This is a genomic window from Sulfurovum sp., assembly GCF_036568385.1.
Lineage (GTDB): Bacteria > Campylobacterota > Campylobacteria > Campylobacterales > Sulfurovaceae > Sulfurovum.
Genome location: NZ_DATCSP010000027.1, coordinates 1 through 21,104, shown reverse-complemented (window position 1 = coordinate 21,104; position 21,104 = coordinate 1). Strand labels below are relative to the sequence as shown.

Here is a 21,104-nt window from a genome sequence, read left to right as displayed (position 1 = left end):
ACTATGACAAAAGGACTAGCATGAATCCTGTAGCACAAGATATTTTGGGTAGAAAAAGCGAGATCATCTCTGAGATCAATGCGATCTTCAAGGTCAATATGAAGATCACCAACTGGGATGTGCCAGAGGCAGATGATACATTGGCGGGAGAAATGATCCTGGATATCATGCAGGAAGCCCTGGATGGATTGAAGACAAAACTGAAAGAGGGTGAATTCCGTGATTATTAGTCGATAGGGCAGGTGCCTGCCGAAGACAGGCTGTGTACACTAGAGCAGTCCGAGTTCAGCAAGGAGCCCTTTGACGGTAGGTGAGATCTCGCTTAGCTCCTTCATGAAGGTCCCCCAGGCCTTGTCCTCCCTGTACCATTGCTCGATACGTTTCATGGAGTCGCTTTTTTCCTCTTCCGTCAAAGCGTCCGATCTATCTATGCCCTCTTTGATCTTTTCCAAGTGTTTCAGGTTGCTTTCGCTCATTTTTTCTCCTTTGTGTAAATCTCTAACTTCATTATAGAACGATAATACTTTCAAACAAATAGTATGCGGGCTAATAGACTTTTGGATATAATCCCACAAAATTTTTTCACATACGGATATATCCATGATACAACTTACCAACCTTTCCAAAAGCTTCGGTGGACAAACACTTTTTAAAGATGTCAATCTCAAGCTTTCGCCTGGACAGAAGATCGGATTGGTGGGGCGTAACGGATCCGGTAAATCTACCCTTTTTAAGATCATTCTAGGTGAAGAGGGTTATGACTCCGGAGATGTGAGCATTCCTAAAAACTATATGATCGGTTCACTTAAACAGCATCTTGTTTTTACGGAACCCACAGTACGTGAAGAGTGTGCCTTGGTACTTCCAGAGGATGAACAGTGGAATTTTTACAAGATAGAGAAACTTCTCTTTGGACTGGGTTTTTCGGAAGAGGACCTGGATAAAGATCCTATGAGCTTTTCCGGTGGGTACCAGATACGTATCAACCTTGTAAAGCTTTTGGCAACAGAACCCAACATGCTGCTGCTTGACGAGCCTACCAACTACCTTGACCTGCCTTCTTTACGTTGGCTAAGAGGGTTTATTAAAGAGTTTGACGGAGAGGTGATACTCATCACGCACGATCGTGATTTTATGGACTCGGTAACGACCCATACGATGGGTATACAGCGTAAAGGGCTTCGTTTGATCGAGGGCGACAGTTACAAGTATTACGCTACGCTTGAGATGGAAGATGAAACGTATGAGAAAACAAAGGCAAACCAGGACAAAAAGCGTAAAGAGCTTGAAGAGTTCGTAGCACGGAACAAGGCCAGGGCATCTACCGCTGCACTGGCACAGTCCAAGCAAAAAGAACTCGACAAAATGGATGAGATGGAGGATCTGCAGAACGATGCGACCCTGTCTTTCCATTTTAGCTACAAAGAGACACCGGCAAAGATCATATTGAGAGCTGATAACCTAGGGTTTGGATATGACCCTGATAAACCGCTCTTTGAGCATGTAACCTTTGCCCTAGAGAGAGGAAAACGTTTAGCGATCATCGGCAAGAACGGTAAAGGTAAATCTACTTTGCTTAACTATATTGCAGGAGAGCTACCGCTCCAACAGGGGACACTGGATTATCACCCCTCAACGACTTTTGCGCATTTCGGGCAAACGAACATCGAGAGGCTCAATGTAAATGCTACCATTGTGGATGAGATCGCTTCGGTCAATAAGGATATCGGCATCCCGCAGGCGCGGAACATCGCCGGACGTATGATGTTCTCCGGGGAACTTGGAGACAAGAAGATAGAAGTGCTTTCCGGAGGGGAACGCAGCCGTGTGATGCTGGGCAAGATCATCGCAACACCTGCGAACCTGTTGTTCCTGGATGAGCCTACTAACCACCTCGATATGCAATCCATCGATGCACTTGCGGATGCCATAGAGGAGTTTGAGGGTGCACTGATCATGGTGACGCACTCAGAGATGCTTTTACGGCGTCTGGCTGACGCGCTGATCATTTTCCATCAAGGGGGTGCCGAATACTTTGACGGTACCTATGATGAGTTTCTGGAAAAGATAGGCTGGGAAGAGGAAGAGGGAACGGCACCTAAAAAGAAAAAACCCAAGATCAACCATAAAGAACGCAAGAAACTCCGCAAAGCGGTCACGCACGAACGTAACGAACTGCGTAAGCCCTTTACCAAAGAGATCAAGCTCTGTGAAGAAAAAATAGAAGGGCTTGAAGCAGAACTTGAGGCTAAAAACGCAGCGCTTGAAAAAGCATCCATGTCGGGTGATAATTCGGCAATGATGGAACTTTCACGTGAAGTAGGAGAACTGCAGCAGGAAGTGGATGCCTTTTTTGAACGGTTAGAGACCGCCACGGAAAAAGATGATGAGATCGTGGCTGAGTATGAACGGAAGCTTGAGGAAATTGACGCGTAATTTATTGTATAGTATGTATGGTTGGAAATTTTTATCGAACTTCCATTGTAGCTTACTTGTGGCGTTGTTACTTTCTTCATTTTTTTAGAAAAAACGAAGCAAAAAAGCGTCGTGACTCTCGAATCGCTTCGTTTTCAAGGTCGTTCGCACGACAATATTTTATTAATATATGGACTAGCGTCACTTACTGATTGTCTTTATTTGGAAATTCTGTCAATCACACGAAGTGTGCTTTGTCACTGTGAACACCTTTGTAAGCATAGCGATTTGAGAACAGTGACGACTTTTGCTTACTTTTTTAGAAAAGTAAGAGGGGGAAACACTATCACAAGTTTGATGTTGAGGTAGTTTTTGAAATTTAAATAATAACTTTTCCGTAAGAGTTTTATAAACTCTTATGCGGGTCTTCGTGGCTGTGATCCCATGCGAGCTTGCCTCCGCCCAGCATGTGGAAATGTAAGTGGTACACTTCTTGTCCGCCGTCTTGACCATTGTTCGTGACGAGTCTGTAGCCTGATTTATCGATACCGACTTTCGTAGCTACCTCCTGTGCAAATACAGTCAATCCTGCCATGGTCTCCGGTGTCACATCCTGAAAACAATCCACATGTGTTTTTGGGATAATGAGAATGTGTATGGGTGCTTTGGGGTAGAGGTCGTTGAATGCTAAAAAATGTTCACTTTCATGGACGGTGTTATTTGGGATCTCTTTGTTGACGATTTTGCAGAATATACACATGCAGCGGTCCTTTAATTGCTTGATTTGTTCTATTTTTTTAGTATCATATCAACTTGTTCCTATCCATGTCAAGCACGCACAGGGTGTGGTGATCGTTAAGGTTCAACTATGCAAAGTATAGCACAGATACATAGTAATAAATCCCATTATTAGTAATTTTTGGATAAAATCGTGGCAATAGATATGAAGCAACATAGAGGTTAGATGGAAAATTTAGAAGAGAAGATCGTTCAAGCTGACTCACTTGAAACATTGGAAAAGGTACGTGTCGAGCTTTTTGGGAAGAAGGGAATTCTCGCAGCGCAGTTTGCGAAGATGAAAGATGTACCCGGCCCGGAAAAAAAAGCCTTTGCAGAGGGACTGAACAAAAGTAAAGCTTCCCTGCAGGCAAGTTTTGATGCACGCTACGAGGTCCTTAAGGCTGAAGAGATAGAAAAAGTGCTTAAAAACGAGGCGGTAGATGTCTCACTCTATGGTACGCTGGCACAGAAGGGCGCACTCCATCCGGTCATGGAGACCATGGACAAGATCATTGACTATTTCGTGGCGTTGAACTTTGCGGTTGAGAGCGGCCCGATGGTGGAAGATGATTTTCATAACTTTGAAGCCCTCAACCTTCCCAAACACCACCCCGCACGTGATATGCAAGATACCTTCTACTTCAAGGACGGCAGCCTGCTTCGTACACACACCTCTCCGGTACAGATACGTACCATGCTTGAGAGAAAACCTCCTATCAGAATGATCGCTCCAGGTACTGTGTTCAGACGAGATTATGACTTGACGCATACACCGATGTTCCATCAGGTAGAAGGTCTTGTGGTGGATGACAGGGACAAAGTGAGTTTTGCAAATCTCAAGTCCATACTGACAGATTTCTTGCAATATATGTTCGGTGAGGTCGAAGTACGCTTCAGACCAAGCTTCTTCCCGTTCACAGAGCCTTCTGCCGAAGTCGATATCTCTTGTATCTTCTGTGAAGGCAAAGGGTGCAGGGTCTGTTCCCATACAGGTTGGCTGGAAGTACTCGGATGCGGGATCGTTGACCCGAATGTCTTTAAGGCAGTAGGATATGAGACTGTGAGTGGTTATGCCTTTGGTCTGGGTGTAGAGCGTTTTGCGATGCTTATGCACAAGATACCTGACCTGAGATCGTTGTTCGAGGGTGATATTCGTTTGTTGGAGCAGTTTAGATGATAGTAACAAGAAGTTGGTTAAATGAGTTCGTAGACCTTAGCAGTGTCTCTAATGAAAAGCTTTATGAAACATTTAACGCGATAGGGCTGGAAGTTGACAGCCTGACTCAAATTGAAATTGCCCCAAAGGTCGTTGTAGGAAAGGTACTCTCCTGCGAAAAACACCCTGATGCAGATAAGCTGAACGTATGCCAGATCGACGTAGGAAGCGGGACCAGACAGATCGTCTGCGGCGCGGCGAACGTGGTAGATGCGGAGTATGTGGCAGTAGCGACCATTGGCGCGGTACTGCCCGGTGATTTCGTGATCAAGCATGCGAAACTCCGCGGTGTCGAGAGCGAAGGGATGGTATGTTCCTCTTCCGAGCTTGGACTGCCGGAGATGGGCAAAGGCATTATGATACTCGACGAGAGTATCGGTGAGCTTGAAGCAGGACGCGAACTGGGCTCCTATCCTACCGTGGCGGACACAGTGATAGAGCTCGAGCTGACAGCCAACAGGGGTGACTGTCTCAGTATTTATGGCGTGGCAAGAGATCTGAGTGCAGCACTGGATCTGGAAATGAAACCTTTTGAATACAAACAGAAAGAAAAAGTGAAACTCGGTATCGCCAGAGAAGCAGAGATCCATACACAGGGTGAAATGGAGGCAGACCTGCGTTATAAATTGGCGACGATCAATAAGATATCCAGCAGTTGTCTGATACAGCTGCGATTGGCTATGGTCAATGCCATGGCTGAAGGTAAACTTGACAATATCCTGGCGTATGTCACACATACCACAGGTGTGATTTTGCGTGCCTATGACAGCAGGGTATTCCGTAATCATGACAATAGGATCTCTGTACTTCCTGTGGCAAAAGCAAAAGGCATCATAGAGATCAAAGGGAATGATACAGTACTTTCTGTTGTAGGTGCGAACCAGGCCAAAAAGGCCATGGTAACCGATGAGACCAAAGAGCTTTTGATCGAGGCCAGCTATATCCACCCGGATACTTTGGTCGAAGCTGTGGCTACGGCTTCTTTGGAAACAGATGATCTCTACTATAAGACATCAAGAGGTTCCAACCCGGACCTACAGTTCGGTCTCTCCTTTATGACCTTGCTTATAGACAAGTATACGAATATCTCCTGCTATGAAGGCTCGCTCAATGTAAGTACAGAGCGTGAAAATGAAACGGTCATCGTAGATGCAAAAGAGATCTCCTCTATCATCGGTATGGATGTTGAAGTAAGTAGAATTGTCACGATACTTCAGAAACTGGGATTTGAGATCAACTCTATGGGGCATGATGTGGTGGTTGCGGTGGTGCCGCTCTTCCGACATGATATCAAGAATATCCAGGATATCTCTGAAGAGATCGTGCGTATCATAGGGATCAACAACATAGAGGCAAAACCTTTTGTATTTGCCGAAAAACCGCGCCTGAATGCTACGACAGACAGATATCGGGCAAAAAAGGAGTTCAAGAACCGTGCGGTGGGTGTCTCTTTTTATGAGAATGTCTCTTATGTCTTTTCCGAAAGGGCGCTTTTGGAAAAGTACGGTTTCACTACGGTGGAAGAGGCACTGGAACTTGCCAACCCTATAGCCGAAGAGCTCAACACGCTCAGGTCTACGATACTGGTCAACTTACTGAATGCAGTGAAGCGCAATGTCAGTCACAGCAGAAAGTCCATTCCGCTTTTCGAGATAGGTGCGGTGTTCGGTACTAAAAGGGAACAGAGCGAAAAGATCTCTTTTGTTTTCTCCGGCCAGATTGAAGCCGAAAGTGTGAGAAATGCCGGAAAACCGAAGATGATAGATTTTGCTGCCTTTACCCAAAAGGTAGGTGCGGTGATAGGTGCGTTTGAACTGGTCCCCTGTACGCATAGCAACGCCCTGCTGCACCCTTACCAGTCGGCAGATATCATCGTAGACGGAAAAGTTTGCGGCTTCCTCTCGAAGCTCCACCCAAATGTACAGGAGGATTTTGATATTCCTGTGACATTCATAGCGGAACTTGATTTTGATGCCTTGATGCCCAAGCATATCAATGCAGCGCCCATTTCTAAGTTCCAGGGTGTCTACAAAGACCTTTCTGTCCTGATAGATAAGTCTTTGAACTATTATCAGGTAGCTAAAGTGCTGAAGCACCTGGACCTGCCAACGCTCAAAGATAGCTATCCTGTAGACATCTATGAGGATGAAAAGTTAGGGGACAAAAAGAGTCTTACGGTCCGTTTCTTTATCCAGTCGATGGAAAAAACACTGGAAGACAGTGATATAGAAGCGTTGATGGCGCAGGTGATGACTGCACTTGAGACAGAATGTAAAGCAGAGTTGAGATAGCCATGAAAATACAATTGGCATCCAGTTACGGATTTTGCTTTGGTGTGGAGAGAGCGATCGAAATAGCTGAAGGGCACAGGGGATCGGTTACCTATGGTCCGCTGATCCATAACAAAGACGAGATCGACAGACTGAAAACGAAATTTAACATCGGTCTTGCGGAGCGTATCGAAGATATCGAAACGGATGATGCCGTCGTGATCCGTACCCACGGCATCCCTAAAGATGAACTGGCTGCTTTAAAAAAGCAAAAACACAAGATCATAGATGCAACCTGCCCTTATGTGACCACGCCGCAGAACATTGTACAAAAGATGAGTACGGAGGGATACAGTATTGTGATCTTCGGTGACAAGAATCACCCTGAGATCAAAGGGGTGGTAAGTTATGCGGAAGACCCTGAGGATGCGTTTATCGTACTGGAATCCGAAGAGTTGGAAGGACTTCCTCTCAAGGGGAAGGTCGCCGTTGTATCACAAACCACAAAAAAACCTGAGGACTTTGCCAAGATCGTCACGGCTTTGATGGCAACACGCAAAGAGGTCCGGGTCTTCAACACCATATGCAATGCCACTTTTGAGAACCAGGATGCAGCATCGGAACTCGCTAAAAAGGCGGATGTGATGATCGTGATAGGGGGGAAACACTCTTCCAATACCAAACAGCTGCACAGTATCAGTCAGCGTTACTGCAAGGACAGCTATCTGATAGAAAATGAAAAAGAACTCGAAGCCGCTTGGTTTGAAGAGAAGGATCTTTGCGGTATTTCAGCCGGTGCCTCTACACCCAAGTGGATCGTAGACAATGTGATCAGTAAAATTAAAGAACTAGTGAAAGTAGATGAGGTTGTATGAACAGTTTGACATTGAAACCTATCTCTAAAATAGAGGGAGAGATCAACCTTCCAGGTTCTAAAAGTCTTTCCAACAGGGCGTTGCTGCTCGCTGCACTGGCCGAGGGAACAACCACGATCACCAATCTTTTGGAGAGTGACGATACGAGGCATATGCTCAATGCACTCAAACAGCTTGGGATCGACTATACCCTTTCAGAAAACAAGACAACCTGTACGGTGGTCGGCAATGGGGGGCCTATAGAGGGTAGTGACCTGGAAGAACTCTTTCTTGGGAATGCCGGGACAGCGATGCGGCCACTTTGCGCCGCATTATGCTTGGGCAGAGGGTCCTACCTGCTTACGGGTGAGCCGAGAATGAAGGAACGGCCGATCGGGCATTTGGTAGATGCGTTGAGAGAGGCAGGCGCAAAGATCACCTATAAAGAGAATGAGGGGTATCCCCCGCTTTTGATAGAGGCGGATGGATTATCAGGCGGCCATGTGAAGATAGATGGTGCCATTTCCAGCCAGTTCCTAACGGCACTGCTGCTTGCCGCACCCATGGCCAAAGGGGATATGACCATTACCATCATAGGGGAGCTTGTTTCTAAACCCTATATCGATATTACCCTGCATATCATGAAAGCGTTCGGTGTAGAGGTTGTACATGAGAATTATCAGACATTCAGGGTCAAAGGCGGACAGACCTATAAAGCCGTAGAGACCTTTATGGTAGAGGGGGATGCCTCTTCCGCCTCTTATTTTTTGGCTGCGGCTGCCATCAAAGGCGGTACGGTCAAAGTGACAGGGATCGGAAAGAAAAGTATACAGGGTGATGTCCAGTTCGTAGATGTCCTTGAAAAAATGGGTGCAGCGGTAGAGTGGGGTGATGACTTTGTATCGGTAAGCAAAGGCGAGCTTCATGCCGTCGATATGGATTTCAACCACATCCCCGATGCAGCCATGACCATAGCGACCACGGCACTCTTTGCAAAGGGGACCACTACGCTGAGAAATATCTATAACTGGCGCGTCAAAGAAACAGACAGGCTCTTTGCCATGGCCACAGAACTTCGCAAGGTCGGAGCAGAGGTGGAAGAGGGCGAGGATTATTTGAAGATCACACCGCCTGAAGTATTGAAACATGCAGCGATAGACACCTACGATGACCATCGAATGGCCATGTGTTTTTCCCTTTTGGCACTGGATCCTGTCTCCGTCACGATCAATGAACCTGAATGTACGGCAAAAACATTTCCTACCTATTTTGAAGTACTTGAAAGTATTTCTTCCTACTAGCACTTCCCTAAAGTATAAAAGCTTAAAATAAACAACTTATACCGTCCAAGAGTAAAAGTAGACCTAGCGTCAGCGGGGCTTTGGCCCCTCTGCCTTATAAGCCATATTTATGGTTAAATGGGTATAATAACGCAAAATTAGGCACACATAAGGATAGGTATGAAGTTCGAAGATATCGAAATAGAAGACGTAGATTTTGAAGCGATGCTCGAGGAATCGTTTAAAAAGTCAGAATCAAAAAGTGATTTAGTAGCTGGTACAGTTGTTAAAATAGATGAAAAAGACGGGATAGCTGTCATTGATATCGGCGGTGGTAGAGATGCAACACTTTCACTGGATGAACTTAAAGATGAAGAAGGTAACGTAGCATTTAAAGTAGGTGATACGATAGATGTGGTTACCATGGGCAGAGGCCGTATTTCTCACAAAGCAGCACTAAGCAGAGCAGCGTTGAATGAATTTATAGACGAGTATGATGAAAATCAAGAGTATATCATTGAAGGTGTGATCACTAAATCCAATAAAGGTGGTTATGTGGTTGACTGTGACGGCTTGGAGTTCTTCATGCCACGTACACTCTCTTACCTCTCTTCAAAGGTCGATCCTATCGGCAAAAAAGTAAAAGCGGTCATTGTCAAAGTAGATAAAGAGAAAGGTTCAGTGGTAGTTTCCAGAAAAGAACTGATTGAACGTGAGAAAGCTAAAACAGATGAAGTCGTTGCAGAACTGCTCGAAAATAAAGAGCCGGTAGTCGGTACGATCAAAAAGATCACTTCGTATGGTATGTTCGTAGATGTTGGTGGTATGGACGGTCTGGTTCACTATTCACAGATCTCTCACAAAGGTCCGGTAAATCCTTCGAAGTACTTTGCGGAAGGCGATGAAGTCAATGTAGTTGCGCTAGAGTATGATAAAAAGAAAAGACACCTTTCCCTTTCTATAAAAGATGCCAATCCTGATCCTTGGTCTGATATTGATTCTATCATCGGTGTAGGCGACACTGTGACTGCTACAGTTTCAAACATTGAGCCTTATGGTGTATTTGTGGACCTTGGAGAGGATCTTGAAGCATTCCTTCACGTTTCTGAGATCTCTTGGGACAAAAATGTCAAACATCCGAAAGACTATCTAGAGAACAATACAGATATCAATGTGGAAGTGATCGAAGTGGATAAAGAGGGAAGAAGACTTAGAGTGAGCCTTAAAAATCTTCTGCCTAAGCCTATGGATGCATTCACTTCTGAATTCAGAGTGGGTGATGTTGTAACTGGTGAGGTCACTTCTGTGACTGATTTTGGTGCCTTTGTAAAAGTTGGTCCGGTAGAGGGTCTGCTACACAATCAGGAAATCTCTTGGGATAAATCAAAAAATGCAAAATCTGAACTTAAAGTAGGGGATGAGGTCGAAGTAAAGATCATCAAGATCGATACAGATGCAGGCAAGATCTCTTTAAGCAAAAAAGCACTTGAAGATTCACCGGTAAAAGCCTATGCACAAAACCATAAAAACGGTTCTATCGTGACCGGTACAGTGAAAGACAAAAAAGATTTCGGTGTATTCATCTCACTTGAGGATAATGTGGATGCACTTATCAGAACGGAAGATCTTCACCCGCTGAAGTTTGATGAGATCGAAAAAGGTCAAGAGATCACAGGTGTGATCAGCTTCATCGACGGTAATACAGACAGGATCAGAGTTTCGGTAAAAAGACTAGAGCGTCAGCAAGAGAGAGATGCTATGGAACAGCTCAATTTGGAGCAGGATGACAGCATGACCCTCGGGGATGCTTTCGGCGATAAGTTTAAAAGATAAACACGTAGCATTAGACACTTTTTGAGTCACGCTTCACATTCTCAAGATCAGAAGGCTGCGCCAAGCATTTCTTCTGGTTTTGATGGTTACTATTGAGTTGCCTGTAGTAGGTAGTTCATACGATTCATCGTATTCTCCCGTACTAGCAGGTACTTAAGTTTTCACAAAAACACAAAGGTTATAAGATGTCAAAAAAGACGATCGTTGTTTGTGATCATATTCACCAGGATGGATTGGATATTCTTGCAAATGATAGTGAAATAGAATTAATCAATGCAGCAGATGAGCCTAAAGACAAACTGATCGCTGAGATCATTCCTTTGGCAGATGTAGCTATTACACGTTCATCTACAGATGTGGATGAGGCATTTTTGGCCGCGGCTAAAAAAATAACAGCCGTGGTTCGTGCGGGTGTAGGTGTGGACAATGTAGATATACCTGGATCAAGCAAGCAGGGCATTGTTATCATGAACGTGCCTACCGCCAATACGATTGCAGCTGTCGAACTTACCATGGCCCACCTGCTTTCCTGTGTAAGGTCATTTCCTTATGCACACAACAACCTGAAACAAGACCGCGTATGGAGAAGACAGGACTGGTACGGTACAGAGCTTAAAGACAAGAAGCTCGGTATCATCGGGTTCGGTAACATCGGTTCCCGTGTAGGGAAAAGGGCAAAGGCATTTGAAATGGATGTGATCGCGTATGACCCATATATCGATCCTCGCAAAGCAACGGATCTGGATGTTGCTTATACGAAAAACTTCGAAGATATTCTGGCATGTGATATCATCACTATTCATACGCCAAAGAACTCTGAGACGATCGGAATGATCGGAAAAGACGAGATCGCTAAAATGAAAGACGGTGTGATACTCATCAACTGTGCACGTGGCGGTCTTTATGATGAAGATGCGCTTTTGGAAGGGCTTACTTCGGGCAAGATCGCGATGGCAGGGATCGATGTATTCAATAAAGAGCCGGCTACGGACCATCCTCTTTTAGACCTTAACAATGTAACGGTAACACCTCACCTGGGTGCCAATACAAAAGAGTCGCAAAGAAATATTGCGATCCAGGCAGCTGAAAATGCCATAGCAGCGGTAAAAGGTATTTCCTATCCGAACGCCTTGAACTTGCCGATCAAAGAGAATGAGCTGCCTGATTTTGTAAGACCGTATCTTGAACTGATCCAGAAGATAGGACACCTGTCTGCGCAGATCACAAAAAGCGCAGTCAAATCCATTAAAGTAATGGCGGCGGGTCCGGTAGCAGAACATTTAGAATCTATGGGAACGTTTGCAACCGTAGGTGTGCTTACAGAATCATTAGGAGATCAAGTGAACTATGTCAATGCTGAGTTTGTCGCGGACGAACGTGGTATAGATATCACAAAAGAAGTAAAACCAAACAACAGTGGATTTACCAATAAGGTCGGCATTAAATTAACGACATCAAACGGTACCATTTCTATTGCTGGTACGGTCTTTGATGATACGGAACAGCGTATTATCGAGATCGATGATTACATTTTGGATGTGGAGCCAAAAGGTACCATGATTTTCTTCAGAAATACGGACACTCCGGGTGTTATCGGTGATGTCGGAAGGATCATGGCAGAGAATGGTCTGAACATATCTGACTTCAGACTTGGGCGCGATACTAAAAAACAGGCGCTGGCAGTGGTACGTGTTGATGGTCAGGTCAAAAAACAACTTCTTGAAGAACTTTCTGCATTGGAAGCGTGCATCAGCGTTTCTCATGCAACACTCTAAGAACTAAGTGGGATACACCACTTAGTTCCTGCTTGCACTTCCTCTCTTTGTACAGCAACGATATTCATACGTTTTCACCAGATAAAAAGCATATTCTTTCTTCTTAATCATTACTTTATATTATCTAAGATATAATTTATTATTATTTTAATGTGCTTTAGAGCAGAAAACTATTTCTTTGGTTATAATATAAGTATTCTTAAAGAAGAGGAGTGTGTCGGATGAAAAAATATCTCATCTTTTTCTTGACGTGGCCCTTGTTTGCGGGGTTAGAGAATTTGGAGATCGATCAGGCTATTTCTATTTTGAAGCACAACAACCTGGAATTAAAAATATCCCACTTCAATGAACAGATGAAAGCCTACGAAGCTGCTGCCGCTAAAGGCCAGCACTATGGAAAAGTGGATGTTGCTGTGACCGGTATGCGTTCCAATGATGCAGGGAATGTCTTCGGATTTAAACTGCAAAGCCGTGAAGCCACTTTTGGTGATTTTGGTTTTGCTGAATTTGATATGTCAGGATCAACAAACCCACTCCCTGTCGCACCACAAGAATTGAACTACCCAGAAGCCAGAGACCACTATCAGACCAAGATCTCCTATATGCTCCCTCTCTATACAGGAGGCAAACTCTCAGAGTACGGGCGTATCACCAAGGCTTTACAGCGTATGAGCCAGTGGGATACAGAAAAGCTGATGAACGAGAAGATATTTCAGACCAAAAAAGCATTTTATGACATCACCCTGGTCGAGAACTATATTGTGAACCTTTCCAAGATCATTCAAAACATTCAACAACTGGAAGCGGTTGTCAAAAGTATGGGAGAAGAGGGGTATGCACAGGAGATCGATCTGCTCGAAGTCCAGGCACGTCTGGCGGAGGCAGAAAGTATGCATAATCAGGCAAAACTCAATAGGGACCTGGCCTATCAATTTCTCTCATTTTTATTGAACGAAGAGGTGACTTCCATCAAAAAGGTCAATGAGATGGCTCCCCTGCCTACTATTAATACAAAAGCACTGGAAGAAAACAATATAGACATACAAAAAGCACTGCTGGGATTGCAGATCAGCAAGATGGCCGTCAACGTTGAAAAAGCGAATTATCTACCGACCATCGGTGCATTTGGCGAGTATGGAAGTGCCGATAATACCTTGTGGAATGAATTCAGGGACAAAGAGGCTTATACGGTGGGTGTCCAATTAAAATGGAATATCTTCAATGGCGGCAGTGACAGTGCCAATCTTCAAAAAGCCAAAGTCAATCATCTCAAAGTACAGGATCAGGTGGCGTTGGCCAAATCAGGTACTGCGCTGAAAGTAAAAAAGCTTGAGACAGAGATCCTGAGTAAGAATGCGGATGTGGAAAGCTATACAAAGCAGCTGCGTTTTGCACAAAAGGTTTATGAAAACTACCGCGCACGCTACAAAGAGGGGATCGTCTCTATCTCGGATGTTCTGATAAAACAGTCCAAGGAGCTGGAAGTACTGCTGAAACTGTTGACGATCAAAAATGAGCGTAACACCAAGATCTTTGAACTCAACAGTGTGTTGAATACAGGAGGAAATGTATGAATAGGCTTGCAAAATTAAGTGTCCTGGTTTTGATGTTGACGTTCGTGCATGCAGCAGAGATCAACTTAAGCGGTTCTGTGGTTTCTGATAATCAAAAAATGCTCACCAGCCGCTATATGGGGTATGTAAAAAATATGGCTGTCTCTGAAGGTGATATCGTCAAGAAAGGTCAGCTTCTGTATGAGATCGATTCCAAAGAGATAGAGTCGGCAGAGAGGCAGGTGGACCTTGCCATTTCCCAGGCAAGACTCTCGCTTCAGATGAACAAGAACCAGTATAATAACGTACTGACCAACCTTGCAAGACATGAGAGACTTTACAAGAAAAAAATGGTTTCCAAGTATGAATATGAAATGCTGCAGCTGACGGCTAAAAATCTGGAAGATATGGTAAAGATCGCAGAAGAGCAGGTAAAGCAGGCACTGGCCAAGAAAGAGGAAGTGCTCAATCAGTACAACTATTTGAAGATCCTTGCACCGAATGACGGGGTGATCGTCGAAAAACGTCTCAATGAAGGGGAAATGGCGATCCCTGGTATGCCTGCAGTGGTATTGACCGATCTGAGCAAGCTCACCATTGTCGCGGAAATGAGTGAAACACAGTTGAAATACATCAACCTGGGTAAAAAAGTAGATATAGAGATACCTTCTATAGGGTTTAAAACAGTGGGAAAAATCACCTCTATTATCCCGAGTTCAAACCCTATGACTCACAAGTTCAAGATCAAAATGGACTTTGATCACTCTGAGCGCTCTTCTGTGTATCCGGGTATGTATACCAAAATTCATATCAAGTAGGTAGAGATGGCGCCTAAAGAAACGTATGCAAGTATGAACATAGCAGGAAAATTGGCAAAAGGTTTTTTACATAACCCTTTAACGGTCGTTCTCGGTGCGATGCTCCTTTTTGTAGGCTATATGGCCCTCAATACCATGCCAAGAGAAGAAGACCCCCAGATCGCTATTTCAGGCGGCGCCATCATTGTTGCCATGCCGGGGGCCACACCGAAAGAGGTAGAAAATATTATTATCAACCCTTTGGAACGTAAATTACGTGAAGTGCATGGGATAGAACATATACACGGTATCGCTATGGATAATGTAGGTATCGTCAATGTGATGTATTATATCGGAGAGGACAGGGAAGAATCAAATTTAAAACTCTATGACAAAGTGATGCAAAACATGGATATGATGCCAAAAGGTGTGATGCAGCCCAGTGTCAAACCCTTTGACATCGATATCGATATCCCTATCTTGACGGTGGCCTTTTATCCAAAGACGAAGAGCAGTATTGATGATGTTGCGCTGTTTGAGACGGTCAGAAAAATACAGCAAAAGATCAATGCGGTGGACAATGTCGCCAAGACGACACTCAAAGGGGCGCGCAAGGCACAATACAATATCGAAGTTGATTCGGGAAAACTCGAAGCCTATCATCTCTCTTTGGGTCAGATCATGAAGGCGGTACAATCTTTGGCTGTGGATGTACCGGATGTGAAGGGACGGACACAGGACAATAAACTGGTGGTCTTTGGCGTGAAGAATGCCATAGAGAGTGTGGAAGATGTCGGGGATGTGATCGTTGCACAATATATGGGATCGCCTATCTATTTGAGAGATGTAGCGTCAGTGACGAAGGGCGTGGATATACAAAACTTCCAGGCTGCCAAGATCTGGCTGAGGGAAGAGGGCACAGAGATGCCATCGGAGCAGGCGAAAGTCACCTTCAGTGAAGAAAAAAACCAAATTACGATGACGATCGCCAAACTTGCCGGTACCAATGCGGTTTTTGTTGCTGAAGATGTGACCGAGATCCTTCAAAGCTACCAGCGTACGTTTGATAAACTGGGTATTGGCTATGTTGTGACCAGAAACTATGGAGAACGGGCCAATGAAGCGGTCAATGAGTTGATGCATCACCTTATCATTACGATCGTGATCATTGCCTTGATGCTGGTCTTTGCTTTGGGGTGGAGAGAATCCATGATCGTGACCTTTACCGTACCCGCGATTTTAGCGCTGACACTCTTTACCGCATGGATGACAGGCCAAACAATGAACAGGATCACCCTTTTTGCACTCTTGCTCTCTCTGGGATTGCTGGTGGATGCAGCGATCATTGTCATCGAGAATATTCATAGACATTTACACAGCCATGGCGTAGAAGAGAAAGAGATGAGCTCGCTTTTGGTCGAGGCAACCGATGAGATAGGCCCGCCGACCAACATTGCAACCCTTGCCATCATCCTGACGATGGTTCCTATGGCGTTCGTGGGAGGAATGATGGGCTCATTCATGAAGCCTATCCCCTATAATGTGCCTGTGGCGCTTATTGCATCACTTTTTGTAGCCTATATCTTTACACCGTACCTGAGTCTGAAGTTGCTTAAAAAACCAGAAGACAGCAAGCATCAAAAAGACAGGGACCCTGCAGGAGTGGAATCATGAAACGTTTTGAAAGTTTTATTTATGCCATTCTGGATAGTAGGGAAAAAAAGAGGCTCGTCATCAGGTTGACCGCTTTGGCATTCTTCCTTTCACTGTTGATGTTCCCTGCCAAACTCGTTTTGGCAAAAATGCTGCCGGGCAAAAGTGACAACACCTTCTCCATCTATGTCGATACACCTACGGGTTCCTCCATAGAGCAGACAAAAGAGGTCAGTGCATGTGTGATCGATTTTTTGAAAAAAGAAGAAGAGGTGATGAACATAGAGCTTTTCCTGGGGCAGGGTATTCCGCTTGATTATGCCGGCCTTGTCAAAGGTACCAGTATGAAACAGAGTGAAAATGTTGCTGAGATCGCTGTCAATCTTACAGACAAGAAACATCGCGATGAACCATCCTTCCTGATGGTACAGCGCCTGAGACCTGTGATCCAATCCGCATGTGCACCTTTGACAAAGGGTACGAGCATTAAGTTTATTGAACAGCCGTCAGGACCGCCTACTTTGGCTTCTATCGTGGTGGAAGTGCATGGTGATGATTTGGAGAAGATACGGCGTATCTCTGAGGATGTGGCTGAGGTGCTGTCTCAAACAGAGGGGTTGGTGGACCTTGACATCATGGCTGATGAAAAGTTCGAGAAATATGAGTTGATACCGGACAAAGAAAAAATCGCCCGAAGCGGTTTGAACGTGGAACAGGTCAACAATATTTTGTATCTTGCCTTTGAAGGGAAGCTGATAGCCCATAAAAACTCTATCAATGTTCCTGACCAGATACCGATATTTCTGGTCTTGGACAAGGAGAGTAAAAAGCTCTCCGAGGCAGATCATGATGCGCTGCAAAGCAAACTCTCATCGCTGAACTTGATGAATGTGCAAGGTATGATGGTACCATTAAGCGAAGTAGTGATGATCCGCAAGGTAGAGTCCAATCCGATGATCATGCACAAAAACCTCTCCCGTATGGTGAATGTCATAGCGGAAACAGATATGGTTTCCCAGGTCTATCCGCTTTTGGATGCACGCAGCAGGATGCTTGAGAAGTTCGAGAAAGAGTATAACATTACCAAAGCAGGTTTTTCGACCTATATGTTCGACTTTACACTGGAAGACAAAACAACAGGTGAAAAGTTCCTGATCCGTTGGGATGGCGAGATGAAAGTCACATTGGATACCTTCAGGGATCTGGGTACGGCCTTTATCGCTGCCTTGATATTGATCTTTTTATTATTGGTGATCTATTACAAGAGCTTTGTGATCAGCGGGATTGTGTTGCTGGGTTCATTCCTCTCACTGATAGGGGTGATCGTAGGCCACTGGGTTGCCAACTGGTTTACCTCAGAGACCTTCTTTATGACGGCGACTTCACTGATCGGCTTCATTGCGCTTATAGGGATCAGTTCACGTAATTCCCTGTTGCTCATAGATTTTGCCAAGTCCCTGATGGAGTGCGAAGGGATCGAAAAACGCCGGGCGATCGCTATCGCAGCGGCGACAAGGGCAAAACCGATTGCATTAACGGCTGTTGCTATTATTCTGGGTTCATCACTGCTTGCAGGTGACCCGGTATTTGGGGGACTGGGTGTGGCACTGATCTCCGGAACGGTCGCAGCTGTCTTTGTTTCGCTGCTTTTTGTCCCTGTCTTGATGGATAATGCCAAAGCGATGGACTTTGGACTTTCAGACCAGTGTGATACCTCGAATGCTTCTATTACGAAATAATGTGCTTCAAGGCCTCCTTTAAAGGAGGCCTGAAGGCTATATGGTAGCACTTTTAATCAAGCATCTGCTATAATCACACATTATTTTTAAGGAGCTAAAATGGCGACAGTCGGAATGGGTGACATTAAAAAAGGTACCAGGCTTGAAATCACAGGAAATCCCTATAAAGTGGTTGATTTCCAACATGTAAAGCCAGGTAAGGGAGCAGCCTTTGTACGTATGAAGATCAAAAATCTTGCGACAGGCAAAACGATCGAAAAAACGGTACACGCAGGTGACAAATTCGATGTACCGGTACTTGAACAGAAAACGATGCAGTACCTTTATGATGACGGTGAGATGCTTCAGTTCATGGATACAACCACATTTGAACAGATCGGCCTTACACACGAGCAGGTAGGTAAAGATACGTTTGATTTCATGATAGACGGTATGGAAGCCGAGGTTTTGTTCCACGGGGGAAAAGCGATTTCTGTGGAGATACCGCAAACTGTGGTACTTAAGATCGTAGAAACACCGCCTAACTTCAAGGGAGATTCACAAGGCGGCAAAAAGCCTGCGACACTTGAAAGCGGCGCTGTGGTCCAGGTACCTTTTCATGTACTTGAAGGCGAAATGATCAAAGTGGATACGGTTGAGGGTAAATATCTGGAGAAAGCCAAGTAGGTCTCTCCTGTACCCCGTATTTTCAGGTGGAGCCTGAAAATACACTTTAGTCTTAACTACTTTTTTTCTTCTACTCAAATACTTTTCACTATTTTCACCACTGCATCATGTATCTCGGGAATGGTCCTGGATGATGGTATTTTCAGGAGAGGTTTGGCAGTGAGAAGTATACGATTCTCTATGGAATATGCCCACATTTATGCAGTATAGAACGCAAAGCTGTTAGAATAAATAAGAAGGCTGAAACGGCCTTCTTATTATTTTGTAAGGTTCTTATCTCTCAGCGACACTTTTACTTGCGTCTTCAGAGTTCTGTGTCTCAGAAGAGACAGAATTTACAGCCTCCTGGCTGTTTTCAGAAGCAGTAGTTTGCGCCGGTACGTCCTGGTTATCTTTGGTCAGTGTCAATGCAGCTACTTTCATATCTTTGAACATCTCTTCAAAGTTAAATTCGGCTTGTGCACTTGTTAATAACGCGGCTGTTGCTACAGATGTAAGGATGAACTTTTTCATAGTATGGAACCTTTTCTTAATTTAAAATTTTATCAATCATAGCGAGTATGATTTTAAAAATATCTTAAAAATGAATTTTAAAATATAAATTTTACAAATACAATAAGAGACAATAAATATTATAATATAAAACTATATAGACTAATACTTTTAAGGCCATCATTCTCTCAACGTTCATTATTTACTAATAGGGAAGTGGTTATAATCACATAGTAACAGCGCTCCTTTATCTATAGTATGGAGCTAAAAAAAGGAGGAAAAATGGCAAGTGTATTATTACCCATAGCAAAAGGCTTTGAAGAGTTGGAAGCGGTTGCATTGATAGACGTCATGCGCCGGGGAGGCATAGAGGTACGAGTGGCTTATCTGGAAGATGAACTCCAGGGAGACCTGGTCCTTGGGGCCAATGGGATCACAGTGCAGGCCGATACTTCTATCAAAACGGTTATCAGCGATGATTTTGACATGATGGTTCTCCCCGGCGGGTGGGAGGGCACCTATGCACTGGCTGAAAATGCAAGGGTGAGAGAGCTGCTTCAAGAGTTCAAAGCAACCAAAGTAGTGGGTGCGATGTGTGCCGCTCCTTATGCCCTGAAAAAAGCCGGTGTCCTAGGCAATGAGTATACCTGCTACCCCGGTGCCAAAGAGGAGATAGACCACCCCGGATACAGAAGCGATCTGAAAGTAGTGACCGATGGTAATGTGATGACTTCACAGGGCCCAGGAACTGCTGTCTGTTTTGGTCTGGCGATCCTAGAACGCCTGGTAGGCAAAGAGAGTATGCAGGCAGTCAAAGACGGGATGTTGTTGGATTATTGTTAGCGGGAATGCCATTAAGTTAAGCTGTACCGTATGACATATCTATTATCGTAGTTGCGACTATGTCGCGCCTACAGATTGCTTCAAATGGCTTAACTTAATGAAAAAGTCAAACGATAAACTTCATTAGATATAATTTAAAAAATTACATAGAGTAGGTAAGTAATGAAAAAGATTTTATATATTTTAATGTTAAGTTTTATTTTTGTGGGATGTGGATCATCTGGTGGGAGTAATACTTTACCAACTGAGAATATTAATCCTGATACACTTATCAGTGAAAGTGATTTGATACTCCAGGATGCTTATGAAAATGGTTTAAGTAATATTCAAGTTGAAGGTAAAGGAACAGTACTAACTATACTTGCAGATGATACTTCAGGCAGTCAGCATCAAAGATTTATTTTATTACTATCAACAGATCAAACATTGCTAATCTCTCACAATATAGATTTAGCACCAAGAGTTAAGAATCTTACAGAAGATGACTCCGTTGCTTTCTATGGTGAGTATGAATGGAATGACAAAGGCGGTGTAATCCATTGGACACATATAGACCCTAATGGTATTCATGAAGATGGTTGGTTGAAACATAATGGTGTTGTCTATCAATAATATTTCTTTTTGCTCACTACATTGTGTGTGGTAATCAGGAATGGTTTTTCTACTTTGTTTTCAATCTAAATTTACCAAAACTCTGATATATTAAATCCTTAATATTTCAAAGGTAACATATGTCAGAAGAACCAAAAAAGAAGCCACAATTCACCCACCTTCATCTACATACGGAATACTCGCTGCTTGATGGTGCGAACAAGATCAAAGCACTGGCGCAAAAGGTCAAAGAGCAGGGGATGACCTCCGTAGCGATGACAGACCATGGAAATATGTTCGGGACCATTGATTTCTACAATACCATGAAGAAAGAGGGTATCAAACCC

At 44.2% G+C, this 21,104-nt stretch carries 19 protein-coding genes; 16 read left to right on the top strand and 3 right to left on the bottom strand.

Annotated features, from left to right (window positions below):
- The first annotated feature begins 20 nt into the window (after positions 1-20).
- Positions 21-230 (top strand): hypothetical protein, encoded by a 210-nt coding sequence (locus VIM88_RS03205; protein WP_331861441.1) that lies wholly within the window; start codon positions 21-23, stop codon positions 228-230.
- A 39-nt stretch (positions 231-269) separates the two neighbouring features.
- Here VIM88_RS03205 and VIM88_RS03200 read toward each other — a convergent pair whose 3' ends face one another.
- Positions 270-476 carry a hypothetical protein gene (locus VIM88_RS03200; protein WP_331861440.1) on the bottom strand — a complete coding sequence of 69 codons (207 nt, stop codon included), beginning with the start codon at positions 474-476 and terminating at the stop codon, positions 270-272.
- A gap of 124 nt (positions 477-600) precedes the next feature.
- Here VIM88_RS03200 and VIM88_RS03195 point away from each other — a divergent pair, with 124 nt between their 5' ends.
- Positions 601-2,436 carry an ABC-F family ATP-binding cassette domain-containing protein gene (locus VIM88_RS03195; RefSeq protein ID WP_331861439.1) on the top strand — a complete coding sequence of 612 codons (1,836 nt, stop codon included), beginning with the start codon at positions 601-603 and terminating at the stop codon, positions 2,434-2,436.
- Between the two features lie 385 nt (positions 2,437-2,821).
- Here VIM88_RS03195 and VIM88_RS03190 read toward each other — a convergent pair whose 3' ends face one another.
- Positions 2,822-3,175, bottom strand: coding sequence for a histidine triad nucleotide-binding protein (locus tag VIM88_RS03190; RefSeq protein ID WP_331861438.1), 354 nt, complete (start codon positions 3,173-3,175; stop codon positions 2,822-2,824).
- A 204-nt stretch (positions 3,176-3,379) separates the two neighbouring features.
- Here VIM88_RS03190 and pheS point away from each other — a divergent pair, with 204 nt between their 5' ends.
- The 11 genes from pheS to efp all read left to right on the top strand — a co-directional run bounded on the left by pheS (position 3,380) and on the right by efp (position 18,831).
- The gene (pheS, locus tag VIM88_RS03185) at positions 3,380-4,372 is read left to right on the top strand and encodes a phenylalanine--tRNA ligase subunit alpha (RefSeq protein ID WP_331861437.1); all 993 of its coding nucleotides are present in this window, start codon (positions 3,380-3,382) and stop codon (positions 4,370-4,372) included.
- Entirely contained in the window at positions 4,369-6,702 is a 2,334-nt protein-coding gene (gene pheT / locus VIM88_RS03180) for a phenylalanine--tRNA ligase subunit beta (RefSeq protein ID WP_331861436.1), read from the top strand. The genes pheS and pheT overlap by 4 nt, the downstream gene beginning before the upstream one ends.
- 2 nt (positions 6,703-6,704) lie before the next feature.
- Entirely contained in the window at positions 6,705-7,556 is an 852-nt protein-coding gene (locus VIM88_RS03175) for a 4-hydroxy-3-methylbut-2-enyl diphosphate reductase (RefSeq protein ID WP_331861435.1), read from the top strand.
- Positions 7,553-8,836: a 3-phosphoshikimate 1-carboxyvinyltransferase gene (aroA, locus tag VIM88_RS03170; RefSeq protein ID WP_331861434.1), complete on the top strand. Its 1,284-nt coding sequence runs from the start codon at positions 7,553-7,555 to the stop codon at positions 8,834-8,836. Before VIM88_RS03175 ends, aroA begins: the two co-directional genes overlap by 4 nt.
- 159 nt (positions 8,837-8,995) lie before the next feature.
- Complete coding sequence (locus VIM88_RS03165) at positions 8,996-10,648, top strand: 30S ribosomal protein S1 (protein ID WP_331861433.1); 1,653 nt, start codon at positions 8,996-8,998, stop codon at positions 10,646-10,648.
- A gap of 185 nt (positions 10,649-10,833) precedes the next feature.
- Positions 10,834-12,423, top strand: coding sequence for a phosphoglycerate dehydrogenase (gene serA / locus VIM88_RS03160; RefSeq protein ID WP_331861432.1), 1,590 nt, complete (start codon positions 10,834-10,836; stop codon positions 12,421-12,423).
- A gap of 221 nt (positions 12,424-12,644) precedes the next feature.
- Positions 12,645-13,997, top strand: a complete 1,353-nt coding sequence (locus VIM88_RS03155; protein WP_331861431.1) for a TolC family protein — start codon at positions 12,645-12,647, stop codon at positions 13,995-13,997.
- Positions 13,994-14,794: an efflux RND transporter periplasmic adaptor subunit gene (locus VIM88_RS03150; RefSeq protein ID WP_331861430.1), complete on the top strand. Its 801-nt coding sequence runs from the start codon at positions 13,994-13,996 to the stop codon at positions 14,792-14,794. Before VIM88_RS03155 ends, VIM88_RS03150 begins: the two co-directional genes overlap by 4 nt.
- Positions 14,795-14,800: 6 nt before the next feature.
- Entirely contained in the window at positions 14,801-16,447 is a 1,647-nt protein-coding gene (locus tag VIM88_RS03145) for an efflux RND transporter permease subunit (protein ID WP_331861429.1), read from the top strand.
- The gene (locus VIM88_RS03140) at positions 16,444-18,165 is read left to right on the top strand and encodes an efflux RND transporter permease subunit (RefSeq protein WP_331861428.1); all 1,722 of its coding nucleotides are present in this window, start codon (positions 16,444-16,446) and stop codon (positions 18,163-18,165) included. The genes VIM88_RS03145 and VIM88_RS03140 overlap by 4 nt, the downstream gene beginning before the upstream one ends.
- A 99-nt stretch (positions 18,166-18,264) precedes the next feature.
- Entirely contained in the window at positions 18,265-18,831 is a 567-nt protein-coding gene (gene efp, locus VIM88_RS03135) for an elongation factor P (RefSeq protein ID WP_331861427.1), read from the top strand.
- 273 nt (positions 18,832-19,104) lie between these two features.
- Here the strand turns inward: efp and VIM88_RS03130 are convergent, their stop codons facing one another.
- Positions 19,105-19,344, bottom strand: coding sequence for a hypothetical protein (locus tag VIM88_RS03130; RefSeq protein ID WP_331861426.1), 240 nt, complete (start codon positions 19,342-19,344; stop codon positions 19,105-19,107).
- A 261-nt stretch (positions 19,345-19,605) separates the two neighbouring features.
- Between VIM88_RS03130 and VIM88_RS03125 the strand changes: the two genes are divergently transcribed.
- From VIM88_RS03125 to VIM88_RS03115, 3 genes are all read left to right on the top strand, one after another.
- Positions 19,606-20,166: a DJ-1 family glyoxalase III gene (locus VIM88_RS03125; RefSeq protein ID WP_331861425.1), complete on the top strand. Its 561-nt coding sequence runs from the start codon at positions 19,606-19,608 to the stop codon at positions 20,164-20,166.
- Positions 20,167-20,328: 162 nt separating this feature from the next.
- A complete protein-coding gene (locus VIM88_RS03120; RefSeq protein WP_331861424.1) occupies positions 20,329-20,778 on the top strand; it encodes a DUF3465 domain-containing protein in 450 nt (149 codons plus the stop codon).
- 119 nt (positions 20,779-20,897) lie between these two features.
- Positions 20,898-21,104: PHP domain-containing protein (locus VIM88_RS03115; protein WP_331861423.1), on the top strand; the 207-nt coding region annotated here is incomplete at its 3' end.

Excerpts from the sequence above, each read along its gene's own strand:
- VIM88_RS03205 (WP_331861441.1), top strand. The coding sequence starts at position 21 with ATGAATCCTGTAGCACAAGATATTTTGGGTAGAAAAAGCGAGATCATC.
- VIM88_RS03200 (WP_331861440.1), bottom strand. The coding sequence starts at position 476 with ATGAGCGAAAGCAACCTGAAACACTTGGAAAAGATCAAAGAGGGCATA.
- VIM88_RS03195 (WP_331861439.1), top strand. The coding sequence starts at position 601 with ATGATACAACTTACCAACCTTTCCAAAAGCTTCGGTGGACAAACACTT.
- VIM88_RS03190 (WP_331861438.1), bottom strand. The coding sequence starts at position 3,175 with ATGTGTATATTCTGCAAAATCGTCAACAAAGAGATCCCAAATAACACC.
- pheS (WP_331861437.1), top strand. The coding sequence starts at position 3,380 with ATGGAAAATTTAGAAGAGAAGATCGTTCAAGCTGACTCACTTGAAACA.
- pheT (WP_331861436.1), top strand. The coding sequence starts at position 4,369 with ATGATAGTAACAAGAAGTTGGTTAAATGAGTTCGTAGACCTTAGCAGT.
- VIM88_RS03175 (WP_331861435.1), top strand. The coding sequence starts at position 6,705 with ATGAAAATACAATTGGCATCCAGTTACGGATTTTGCTTTGGTGTGGAG.
- aroA (WP_331861434.1), top strand. The coding sequence starts at position 7,553 with ATGAACAGTTTGACATTGAAACCTATCTCTAAAATAGAGGGAGAGATC.
- VIM88_RS03165 (WP_331861433.1), top strand. The coding sequence starts at position 8,996 with ATGAAGTTCGAAGATATCGAAATAGAAGACGTAGATTTTGAAGCGATG.
- serA (WP_331861432.1), top strand. The coding sequence starts at position 10,834 with ATGTCAAAAAAGACGATCGTTGTTTGTGATCATATTCACCAGGATGGA.
- VIM88_RS03155 (WP_331861431.1), top strand. The coding sequence starts at position 12,645 with ATGAAAAAATATCTCATCTTTTTCTTGACGTGGCCCTTGTTTGCGGGG.
- VIM88_RS03150 (WP_331861430.1), top strand. The coding sequence starts at position 13,994 with ATGAATAGGCTTGCAAAATTAAGTGTCCTGGTTTTGATGTTGACGTTC.
- VIM88_RS03145 (WP_331861429.1), top strand. The coding sequence starts at position 14,801 with ATGGCGCCTAAAGAAACGTATGCAAGTATGAACATAGCAGGAAAATTG.
- VIM88_RS03140 (WP_331861428.1), top strand. The coding sequence starts at position 16,444 with ATGAAACGTTTTGAAAGTTTTATTTATGCCATTCTGGATAGTAGGGAA.
- efp (WP_331861427.1), top strand. The coding sequence starts at position 18,265 with ATGGCGACAGTCGGAATGGGTGACATTAAAAAAGGTACCAGGCTTGAA.
- VIM88_RS03130 (WP_331861426.1), bottom strand. The coding sequence starts at position 19,344 with ATGAAAAAGTTCATCCTTACATCTGTAGCAACAGCCGCGTTATTAACA.
- VIM88_RS03125 (WP_331861425.1), top strand. The coding sequence starts at position 19,606 with ATGGCAAGTGTATTATTACCCATAGCAAAAGGCTTTGAAGAGTTGGAA.
- VIM88_RS03120 (WP_331861424.1), top strand. The coding sequence starts at position 20,329 with ATGAAAAAGATTTTATATATTTTAATGTTAAGTTTTATTTTTGTGGGA.